The 10,182-nt window shown below is 64.5% G+C and carries 10 protein-coding genes; 5 read left to right on the forward strand and 5 right to left on the reverse strand.

Going from position 1 to position 10,182, the window contains the following annotated elements; translation table 11 throughout:
* Nucleotides 1-1,009 (forward strand): ABC transporter permease (locus WCB02_RS19570; protein WP_423960568.1); only part of this gene is annotated, 1,009 nt, incomplete at its 5' end.
* Nucleotides 1,010-1,016: 7 nt separating this feature from the next.
* Nucleotides 1,017-2,654, forward strand: coding sequence for an ABC transporter ATP-binding protein (locus tag WCB02_RS19575; RefSeq protein ID WP_423960570.1), 1,638 nt, complete (start codon nucleotides 1,017-1,019; stop codon nucleotides 2,652-2,654).
* Here WCB02_RS19575 and WCB02_RS19580 read toward each other — a convergent pair.
* Entirely contained in the window at nucleotides 2,651-3,493 is an 843-nt protein-coding gene (locus tag WCB02_RS19580) for an NlpC/P60 family protein (protein WP_423960573.1), read from the reverse strand. The two genes, WCB02_RS19575 and WCB02_RS19580, sit on opposite strands and share 4 nt — an antisense overlap.
* Nucleotides 3,486-4,868 carry a leucyl aminopeptidase family protein gene (locus WCB02_RS19585; protein WP_423960574.1) on the reverse strand — a complete coding sequence of 461 codons (1,383 nt, stop codon included), beginning with the start codon at nucleotides 4,866-4,868 and terminating at the stop codon, nucleotides 3,486-3,488. The genes WCB02_RS19580 and WCB02_RS19585 overlap by 8 nt, the downstream gene beginning before the upstream one ends.
* Nucleotides 4,869-5,105: 237 nt before the next feature.
* Between WCB02_RS19585 and WCB02_RS19590 the strand changes: the two genes are divergently transcribed.
* From WCB02_RS19590 to WCB02_RS19600, 3 genes are all read left to right on the forward strand, one after another.
* The gene (locus WCB02_RS19590) at nucleotides 5,106-5,309 is read left to right on the forward strand and encodes a hypothetical protein (RefSeq protein ID WP_423960575.1); all 204 of its coding nucleotides are present in this window, start codon (nucleotides 5,106-5,108) and stop codon (nucleotides 5,307-5,309) included.
* 57 nt (nucleotides 5,310-5,366) lie between these two features.
* On the forward strand, nucleotides 5,367-5,753 hold the full coding sequence (locus WCB02_RS19595) for a VOC family protein (RefSeq protein WP_423960576.1): 387 nt from the start codon (nucleotides 5,367-5,369) through the stop codon (nucleotides 5,751-5,753).
* Nucleotides 5,754-5,966: 213 nt separating this feature from the next.
* Complete coding sequence (locus WCB02_RS19600; RefSeq protein ID WP_423960578.1) at nucleotides 5,967-6,722, forward strand: tetratricopeptide repeat protein; 756 nt, start codon at nucleotides 5,967-5,969, stop codon at nucleotides 6,720-6,722.
* Nucleotides 6,723-6,774: 52 nt separating this feature from the next.
* On the opposite strand, the gene WCB02_RS19605 is transcribed toward WCB02_RS19600, so the two are convergent.
* Genes WCB02_RS19605 through WCB02_RS19615 form a run of 3 tightly spaced genes read right to left on the reverse strand, consistent with a single transcriptional unit; the run spans nucleotide 6,775 to nucleotide 10,129 of the window.
* Nucleotides 6,775-7,749 carry a type II secretion system F family protein gene (locus WCB02_RS19605; RefSeq protein ID WP_423960580.1) on the reverse strand — a complete coding sequence of 325 codons (975 nt, stop codon included), beginning with the start codon at nucleotides 7,747-7,749 and terminating at the stop codon, nucleotides 6,775-6,777.
* 10 nt (nucleotides 7,750-7,759) lie between these two features.
* Entirely contained in the window at nucleotides 7,760-8,737 is a 978-nt protein-coding gene (locus WCB02_RS19610; RefSeq protein WP_423960581.1) for a type II secretion system F family protein, read from the reverse strand.
* A 12-nt stretch (nucleotides 8,738-8,749) separates the two neighbouring features.
* Nucleotides 8,750-10,129, reverse strand: a complete 1,380-nt coding sequence (locus tag WCB02_RS19615; RefSeq protein WP_423960583.1) for a CpaF family protein — start codon at nucleotides 10,127-10,129, stop codon at nucleotides 8,750-8,752.
* Nucleotides 10,130-10,182: the final 53 nt, after the last annotated feature.

Raw genomic sequence — 10,182 nt, forward strand, 5'->3', positions numbered from 1 at the left:
GTTCTTCGTCTCGCTGTTCGCCGAATTGATCGCCAACGACCGCCCGTTCCTGATCGCATATGAGGGTCATCTGTACTGGCCGGCCTTCGTCACCTATCCGGAGACGGCGTTCGGCGGCGATTTCGAAACCGCGGCCGACTATCGCGACCCCTACTTGCAGAAGCTGATCAAGGACAAGGGCGGCACCATCGTCTGGCCCTTGATCCGCTTCTCCTACGACACCCAGAATCTCGATCTGCCGACGCCGGCGCCGTCGCCGCCGACCTGGATGCTGACCGAAGCGCAGTGCAAGGACGTCGTGCGGAAGAAGGGCCTGAAGAGCTGCCGCGACCTCGAATACAACTGGCTCGGCACCGACGACCAGGGCCGGGACGTGGTCGCACGCCTGATCTATGGTTTCCGCATCTCGGTGCTGTTCGGTCTCACGTTGACGTTCTTTTCGTCCATCATCGGCGTCGCGGCCGGCGGCGTGCAAGGTTACTTCGGCGGCTGGACCGACCTGTTGTTCCAGCGCTTCATCGAGATCTGGAACGCAATACCATACCTTTATCTGCTGCTGATCATTTCGGCGGTGCTCCCGCCGGGCTTCTTCGTCCTGCTCGGTATCCTCTTGCTGTTCTCCTGGGTGTCGCTGGTTGGGCTGGTGCGCGCGGAGTTTTTGCGCGGCCGCAATTTCGAATATATCCAGGCGGCGCGGGCGCTGGGCGTCTCCAATGTCGTCATCATGTTCCGGCACCTGTTGCCGAATGCGATGGTCGCGACTATGACCTTCCTGCCGTTCATCGTCTCCTCCTCGGTGATGACGCTGACCGCGCTGGACTTCCTGGGCTTTGGCCTGCCGCCGGGCTCGCCGTCGCTCGGCGAATTGTTGTCGCAGGGCAAGAACAATGTGCAGGCGCCGTGGCTCGGCTTCACCGGCTTCTTCTCGGTCGCCATCATGCTGTCGCTGCTGATCTTCATCGGCGAAGCAGTGCGCGACGCCTTCGATCCGCGCAAGACGTTCAGGTAGGGCAGCCATGGACGCCATCAACCAGCCGCTGCTGTCGGTCCGCGATCTCTCGGTGGCCTTTCGCCAGCAGGGCCACGACTCTCTGGCGGTCGACCGCATTTCCTTCGATGTCAAGCGCGGCGAGTGCGTCGCGCTGGTCGGCGAATCCGGCTCGGGAAAGTCGGTCAGCGCGCTGTCGATCCTGAAGCTGCTGCCTTATCCGACCGCCTCGCATCCCTCCGGCAGCATCCGCTTCCACGGTCGTGAGTTGCTCAAGATGTCGGAAAACGAGATCAGAGGGATTCGGGGCAACGACATCTCGATCATCTTCCAGGAGCCGATGACCTCGCTCAATCCGTTGCACACGATCGAGTCCCAGATCAGCGAGATTTTGCAGCTCCATAACAACATCAGCGGCTCGCTGGCGCGGGCGCGGACGCTCGAACTCCTGATGCAGGTCGGCATTCCCGACGCGGCCACCCGGCTGCAGAGCTATCCGCATCAATTGTCGGGCGGCCAGCGGCAGCGGGTGATGATCGCGATGGCGCTTGCCAACGAGCCCGACCTCTTGATCGCGGACGAGCCGACCACGGCGCTCGACGTCACGGTGCAGGCGCAGATTCTGGCGCTGCTCGCGGAAATCCGCGCCCGGCTCGGCATGAGCCTGCTGTTCATCACCCATGATCTCGGCATCGTCCGCCGCATTGCCGACACGGTCTGTGTCATGAACGGCGGACGGATCGTCGAGCAGGGAGTAGTCGAGCAGGTCTTCACCGCGCCGAAACATGCCTATACCCGCGCGCTGCTCGCGGCCGAACCCAAGCCCGATCCCGCACCGCCGCGGCCCGACTCGCCGGTGGTGATGTCGACCGACGGTCTGAAGGTCTGGTTTCCGATCAAGCGTGGGCTGTTGCGTTCCACCGTCGGGCACATCAAGGCGGTCGATGGCGTCAGCCTCGCGGTGCGCAAGGGCGAAACGCTCGGTGTGGTCGGCGAATCCGGCTCCGGCAAGACCACGCTCGGACTGGCGCTGCTGCGGCTGATCTCCTCGGACGGGCCGATCGTGTTTCTCGGCAGCAACATCCAGGGCCTGCGCTTCAAGGCGATGCGACCGTTCCGCCGCGACATGCAGATCGTGTTTCAAGACCCATTCGGCGCGCTCAGCCCGCGCATGTCGGTCGGCGACATCGTCGCCGAAGGCTTGAGCGTGCACCAGAAGCAGCTGTCGCGCGGCGAGCGCGAGGAGAGGGTGGTCAAGGCCTTGACCGATGTCGGGCTCGATCCGGAGACGCGGTTTCGCTATCCGCATGAGTTTTCCGGCGGCCAGCGCCAGCGCATCTCGATCGCGCGCGCGGTGGTGCTGGAGCCGAATTTCGTGGTGCTGGACGAGCCGACCAGCGCGCTCGACATGCTGTTCCAGGCCCAGATGGTCGACCTGTTGCGCGAGCTGCAGCGCAAGCGCGATCTGACCTACATGTTCATCTCGCATGATCTGCGCGTGGTCGCCTCGCTGGCGAGCCACCTGATCGTGATGCGGCAGGGCAAGGTGGTGGAGGAGGGGCCGGCCTCGGAGCTGTTCAAGCGCCCGAAGAGCGATTACACGCGCGCACTGTTCGCGGCCGCGTTCCGGCTGGAAACCGCCCCGGACGGCACGGTTGCGACCTAGAGCCGCTTGATCGCGACGATGTCGCTCCCCGCATCCTTGATGCGTGCGATCGCCTCGGCGGTCGTCTCGATCACGGTCGCCATGTGATGGGCGTTGGCATGCACGATGGTTTTGTCATCGCGCGCGATCGCGACATGCCCCCTCCAGAACAACAGATCGCCGCGCTCGAGGGCCGTTGATTGAGACGGATCCAGTGGCCGACCGAGCGCGGCTAGCTGCATGTCGCTGTCGCGCGGGCAGGTGACGCCGGCAGCGCGCAGCGAGACCTGCACCAGGCCCGAGCAATCGACGCCGAGGCTGCTCTTGCCGCCCCACAGATAGGGCGTGCCGATGAAACGCTCGGCAACCGCCACGAAGTCCGGTGCGTGGTCGATGACGCCGCCGAGATGCGGCTTCGGCAGATACTGGCCCCCGCGCGTGACCGCGAAAGGCCCATCGTCGCGCGTGATCGTCAGCCGGGAACCCATCACGAGCGTCTCGACCGGCGGCAGCTTGATGGAAGGGCCGGGAAACACGAAGGTCCGGATCGCGGTGACCTGATGCGTCGGCGCGGCTGCGGGCCTGGCGAGCGCGGCATCCGGCAGCCAGCCGACATAGCTGTCCTCCTTGAGTTGCCCCCAGGCCCAGCCTTCCGCGTTACGGTCGTAGATCGTTATCAGCTCGCCCCTGAGCGCCTGCGTCAGCAGCATGGCGTCGGCGGCGGGGTGTTCGCGTAACGGCGCCAGCGCATCGATGATCTCGAACAGCTCGCCGGCGACGAAGCGTGCGGCCGTCACGCTGCCTTCCAGGTGTCTGGCGGCGAGGTCGCTCCGCGCCGGCGTCAGGCGCGGATCAGCCATATCGCTCGCTCAGCAGTTTATAGATCGCGCGCGCCGCCTGGCATTCGCCGCCCTCGGGCCGGCCCGGTTTCGCCGAGGGCGTCCAGGCGTAGATGTCGACATGCAGCCAGCTCTTGGCGTGCTCGACGAAGCGCTGCAGGAACAGCGCGCAGGTGATCGAGCCGGCAAAGGTGCCCGACGGCGCGTTGTTGAGATGAGCGGTCTTCGAATCGAGCCAGGCGTCGTAGGGCGGCCAGAGCGGCATGCGCCACAGCGGATCGTTCTCCTGTAGCGCCAAGCGCGCGACGTCCTGGGCCAGCGTCTCATCCTCGGTGTAGAACGGCGGCAGGTCGGGCCCGAGCGCGACCCGCGCCGCGCCGGTCAAGGTGCCCATGTCGATCAATAGCTCCGGTCTCTCCTCGTCCGCCAGCGCCAGCGCGTCGGCGAGAACCAGCCTGCCCTCCGCATCCGTGTTGCCGATTTCGACGCTCAGCCCCTTGCGCGAGGGGAAGATATCCATCGGACGGAAGGCGTTGCCGGCGACCGCGTTCTCAACCGCAGGGATCAGCACCCGCAGCCGCAGCTTCAGCTTGGCGTCCATCACCATCTGCGCCAGCGCCAGCACGTTGGCGGCCCCGCCCATGTCCTTCTTCATCATCAGCATGCTGCTGGAAGGTTTCAGATCGAGCCCGCCGGTATCGAAACAGACGCCCTTGCCGACCAGCGTGACTTTCGGATCGGCCGGGTTGCCCCAGCTCAGATCGATCAGTCTCGGCGCACGCGTCGAGGCCATGCCGACGGCGTTGATGAGCGGAAAATTCTGCCGGACGAGATCCTCGCCGATGATGCAGCTGAAGCTTGCGCCGAACCGCGTCGCCAGCCATTTCGCCGCCTGCGCGAGCTCCGCCGGCCCCATGTCGTTGGACGGCGTGTTGATGAGATCGCGCGCCGACATCGCGGCATCGGCCATTCGCGCGACATCGACGGCGTCGATCCCGTCGGGCGGTACCAGCCTGACGTCGGCGGCGTCCGCCTTCCGGTATCGGTTGAAACGATAGCTGCCGAGCGCGAACGCCAGCGTCGCAAGCCGCGCATCGTGCGGCTGGTTGGCGAAGCGGTAGACGCCTGCGGGCAACAGCGTCGGCAATGTTCCGGGCCTGAACGGATCACGCGACTTGCTGCCTGCGTCCTCGAGCCCGAACAGCACCTGCGCGATCCGTCCGTCCGCGGCCGGCAGGGTCAGACACGCCCCCGGCTTGGCGGCAAAGCCGTTGGCGTCGGCAAATTGCCTTGATTGCGGCGACAACTCGGTGCGGATCGCCTGCCAACTCGACTTGGTTGCGAAGGTGATGGGAACGGCCGAAGCGGTGTTCGTGGTCTCGAAAGGGGATGGCATGCCTTGCTCGTCGGATCAAAGGGCGGCGTAAAGCGCGCGCGGCTCTGCAAGACTTCGCAGAGTTTTGCCGCGCCCGCAATCGGTTCGGGGCCTCCCGGTTCGGCTTGGTGGAGTCCCGAGCGCTCTCCGCCACAAGCCGGGTCACGCCGGGTTCCGGGTGCAACGGGGTTTGGGAATGCTCTCGCATTGGCGCCGATCCCCTCGAGAGCAGATCAAGATATCGGGAGGACACAGACGATGGACGCGTTGCTGGGCCTAGTCACCCTTGTCGGCCATGCCATCGAGGCGGTCTTGACCTATATCGAAAGCCATCACTGGATTTTCGGGCTGCTGGCGCTGGGCTATATATTCTATCTCCATGATCGCGCGCTGCACGCGCGGTTCGACGCGCTCGAGAAGCGGCTCGACGAAATCAGGAAGCGGCTCGCGATCGAGTATTAGCGCATGCCGCGCGGTGGATGTTTTCATCGCGCCGATGGCGCTCAAGCGGAGAGGCAAATGATCCTGGAAACCTTCATCAGAACTTTCGTCGACGCCGATGCGCTCGACGGCACGGTCGCGTTCTACAGGGCGCTGTTGCAAGGCACGGAAACGCTGCGCTTCGACTATCCGGAAGCCGGGCTGAAACTCGCCGCCGTCTCCTCGCCGCAGCTGTCGGTGCTGGTGATCGCGGGTGAGCCTGACAGGCGCAGGCCGTTCGAGGCGACCTCGCTGACCATCAAGGTCTCCGGTCTCGAGGACTACGCAAGCCTGCTGCGAGCCCAGGGCGCCGAACTGCTCGATGCCATCCAGAAGACGCCGGTCGGGCACAAGATGCGTTACCGTCATGCGGATGGGCTCGTCGTCGAATATGTCGCGCACGATTCCGCAAAGTCTGCGCATTAAGACCAAGCCGTCGACATTCTTGAGACACATCAGCCCGATTCGGGCCGTTAACGCGCCGTTAGGGTTAACGGACTATTGCTCGCGTGTTCGGATCGATCCAGCGCGAGAATCCAGGTGCCCAAGGGTCTCAAGTCCCGCCCAAAGTCATGTCTTAAATTCAGTCGTCATGACGGCCGGCGTACCCGGTCTCTTGCATCCGCGGCCGTGGCCGCAATGTTGGCTACCAGCCTCAGCGGCTGCCTGACCATGTCCGACGTTACCGGCTCGATCACGACGCCAACCGACAGCGCGAAGGCGGACGCCAATCCGCGGTCGACGGTGGAGTCCTATGGCGAGCTCTACCGCGCCAATCCCAAGGATGCCGGCGCAGCGCTGGCCTATGGCCAAGCGCTGCGCGCAAACGGACAGCGTGCCCAGGCCGCCGCCGTGCTCGAACAGGCCAGCATCGTCCATCCCGGCGACAAGACGGTGCTCGCTGCCTGGGGCCGCGCGCTGGTCGACAACGGCAATTTTCAGCAAGCCCTCGACGTGTTGTCGCGGGCCCACACTCCCGAAAATCCCGACTGGCGAATCCTCTCCGTGCAGGGCACCGCCCTCGATCAACTCGGCCGCCATGACGATGCGCGCCGCTACTACGCGAGCGCGCTCAAGATCGAGCCGGGCGAGCCGTCAGTGCTGTCCAATCTCGGTCTTTCCTACATGCTGTCGGAGGATTTGCCGAAGGCCGAGGAGGTGCTGCGCCAGGCCTATGCCAGCCCCCGCGCCGATGCCCGGGTGCGGCAAAATCTCGGTCTCGTGGTCGGTCTGCAGGGCCGCTTCGCCGAGGCCGAAACCATCGTCAAGGCCGATCTGCCACCCGATGAGGCCGCGGCCAATGTCGCCTATCTGAAAGAAATGCTGAAGGGCAAGAACGACCCGCGTTCGGCCCATCGACCGGTTCCGGTGGCGGAGCTCAACCGGCAGGATTGACGGCCGCGACCCGGCCGCCTGCGCGGCTTCGCTCTGTCGCGCTCGCCTCGCCTTACATGATCGCCGAGACCTTGATGTAGGTCGGCCCGAGGATCACGACAAACAGCACCGGCAGGAAGAACAGGATCATCGGCACCGTCAGCTTCGGTGGCAGTGCTGCGGCCTTCTTCTCGGCCTCGTTCATGCGCATGTCGCGGTTTTCCTGCGCCATCACGCGCAAGCTCTGACCGAGCGGCGTGCCGTAGCGTTCCGATTGCTGCAGGGCCAGGCAGACGGACTTGACACCGTCGAGCCCGGTGCGCTTGGCCAGGTTCTCATAGGCCACCTTGCGGTCCTGCAGATAGGACAGCTCCGCCGTGGTCAGGGTGAATTCCTCCGACAAGGCGATCGACTGGGTCACGATCTCGGTTGAAACCTTGCGGAAGGCGGCTTCGATCGACATGCCCGATTCGATGCAGATCAGGAGCAGATCGAGCGCGTCGGGGAAGGCGCGGCGGATCGACAACTGGCGCTTGGAGATCGCGTTCTTCAGGAACAGCATCGGCGCCTGCAGGCCGGCATAGGCGCTGCCGACGCAGATGCCGACCTTGATCGGCCACGACTTCTGCATGTGCGAGATGACGAAGACATACAGGGTCGAGGCAATGAACAGCACGATCGGCGTCACCAACCGGAAGAACAGGAAGGTGATATAGGGCGCCTGGCCGCGATAGCCGGCCATCGCCAGCTTTTCCAGCGCGGATTCCTGTGCCAGCCACTTGGTGAGGTTGAAGTCCTCGACAACCTTCGAGATGAGTTGTTTTGGGGTCTGGCGCAACGAGACCTTCTCGGTCTTGTTCAGGCGCTCACGTTCCCGCTGTCGAATCCGTTCGCGCTCGCTCGCGACCGCCTTCATGCGCTTGTCGAGACCTTCGCCCGCGAAGAACGGCATGACCAGCGTGTAGCAGGTCGCGCTCACCGCGATGGCGGCGAGCAGCATCGTCATGAAATGCGGATCGTGCAGCTTGGTAACCAGAAAATCGACCATTGCGCCACCCTCAGAAATCGAAATTGATCATTTTCTTCATGACCATGATGCCGACCGACATCCAAACCACGCAGCCGACCAGCATCAATTGACCGGTCGGGCTGGTCCACAACAGCGAGATGTAGTCGGGGGTCGACAGATAGACGAGCAGCATCACGATCGGCGGCAGCGAGCCGATGATGCCGGCCGATGCCTTGGCTTCCATCGACATCGCCTGGATCTTCTCGGCCATCTTCTTGCGATCGCGCAGCACCTTGGAGAGATTGCCCAGAGCTTCCGACAGGTTGCCGCCGGATTTCTGCTGGATCGAGATCACGATGCCGAAGAAATTCGCTTCCGGCACGGGCATCCGATCGAACAGCCGCGCGCAGGCTTCGCCGAGCGGCATGCCGATCGCCTGGGTTTCGATGATGGCCAGAAATTCGCTGCGCAGTGGCTCCGGCGAGTCGGCGGCGACGACCTTCAGCGATTCAAACAGCGGCAGACCGGCCTTGATGCCGCGCACGATCACGTCGACGGCATCCGGCAGCGCCTTGAGAAACGCTTTCTCGCGGCGTTTTTTCAGAAAACTCAGGGCCCAGCGCGGCAGGCCGAAGCCGGCGGCGAAAGCAAGACCCGCGGAGCCCAGTAGTCCGCCTCCCCCGACGGTCCCGCCCACAAAGCACACTGCGGCGAGAATGCCCGAGATCACGAAGAATTTTCGCGGTGACCAGTCTAGGCCGGCCTGCGTCAGGCGGATGTTGAGCGGAACCTTGCGTTCCTTCGCCCGGCGGGCTTCGAGATCCTTGAGCGTTCCCTCGACCTGCTCACGGCGCGAGCGTTGATTCCGCTCGGTCTGACGCTTGGCGCTCGGCTCAGGCTTGGCGACGGACGCCCGGCGGCCCTCGGCCTTCTTCTCTCCCGAGAGCAGCGGATAGATGAAAACCCAGGCGATGCCGCCGATGGCGGCGGCGGCGAGAAAGGCCAGCGCGAGAGCTTGGAGTTTCATGACCGGTCCTCGTTAAGTCGTCGGCGCGACTTCGGCGGCGTCGAGCGCTGCCGCGAGCCGCTTTTCCTCGCCGTAATAACGCGCGCGCTCCCAGAAGCGCGGCCGCCCGATGCCGGTGGAACGGTGCCGGCCGATGATCTTGCCGTTCGCGTCCTCGCCGACCATGTCGTAGAGGAAGATGTCCTGGGTGATGATGGTGTCGCCTTCCATGCCCATCACCTCGGTGATGTGGGTGATGCGGCGCGAACCGTCGCGCAGGCGGGCGGCCTGGATGATGACGTCGATCGAGGCGCAGGTCATCTCGCGGATGGTGCGCGAGGGGAGTGAGAAGCCGCCCATCGTGATCATGGATTCGCAGCGCGACAGCGCCTCGCGGGGATTGTTGGCGTGCAGCGTCCCCATTGATCCGTCGTGACCGGTGTTCATGGCCTGCAGCAGGTCGAACGCTTCGGGTCCGCGGACTTCGCCGACGATGATGCGTTCGGGGCGCATACGCAGGCAGTTGCGCACCAGTTCGCGCATACTGACCTGGCCTTCGCCCTCGATGTTGGGCGGCCGGGTTTCCAGGCGCACCACATGCGGTTGCTGCAGTTGCAGCTCGGCGGCATCCTCGCAGGTGATGACGCGCTCGTCATGCTCGATATAGTTGGTGAGACAGTTGAGCAGCGTGGTCTTGCCGGAGCCGGTACCGCCGGAGATCAGGACGTTGCAACGGACGCGGCCGATGATCTGCAGGATCTCCGCGCCTTCCGGCGTGATCGCGCCGAACTTGACGAGCTGGTCGAGCGTCAGCTTGTCCTTCTTGAACTTGCGGATGGTGAGCGCGGGGCCGTCGATCGCGAGCGGTGGCACAATGGCGTTGACGCGCGAGCCATCGGCGAGACGGGCGTCGCAGATCGGCGAGGATTCGTCGACGCGGCGGCCGACCTGGCTGACGATGCGCTGGCAGATATTCAACAGCTGCTGATTGTCGCGGAAGCGGATGCCGGTGCGCTGGATCTTGCCGTTGACTTCGATGAATACGGTTCCCGCGCCGTTGACCATGATGTCGGCGATGTCGTCGCGCGCCAGCAGCGGTTCAAGCGGGCCATAGCCGAGCACGTCGTTGCAGATGTCGTCGAGCAGTTCCTCCTGCTCGGCGATCGACATCACGATGTTCTTGATCGCGATGATCTCGTTGACGATGTCGCGGATTTCCTCGCGCGCGGAATCGGCGTCGAGCTTGGCGAGCTGGGCGAGATCGATCGCTTCGATCAGCGCGCCGAAGATGGTGCCTTTGACATCGTAATAGGATTCCGAGCGGCGCGAATCGACCGCCGACGGCACCTGTTGCGCGGGCGGAGGATTGGGCGGGCCGCCGACATTCGGCTTACTGGTCGGCGCGCCGATGATCGGAGCGCCGAGACCCGCCGACGGAAACGGCGTACGGCCGGCCTCCCCCGCCG

The organism is Bradyrhizobium sp. (genome assembly GCF_049581145.1).
In the GTDB taxonomy this organism is placed as follows: domain Bacteria; phylum Pseudomonadota; class Alphaproteobacteria; order Rhizobiales; family Xanthobacteraceae; genus Bradyrhizobium.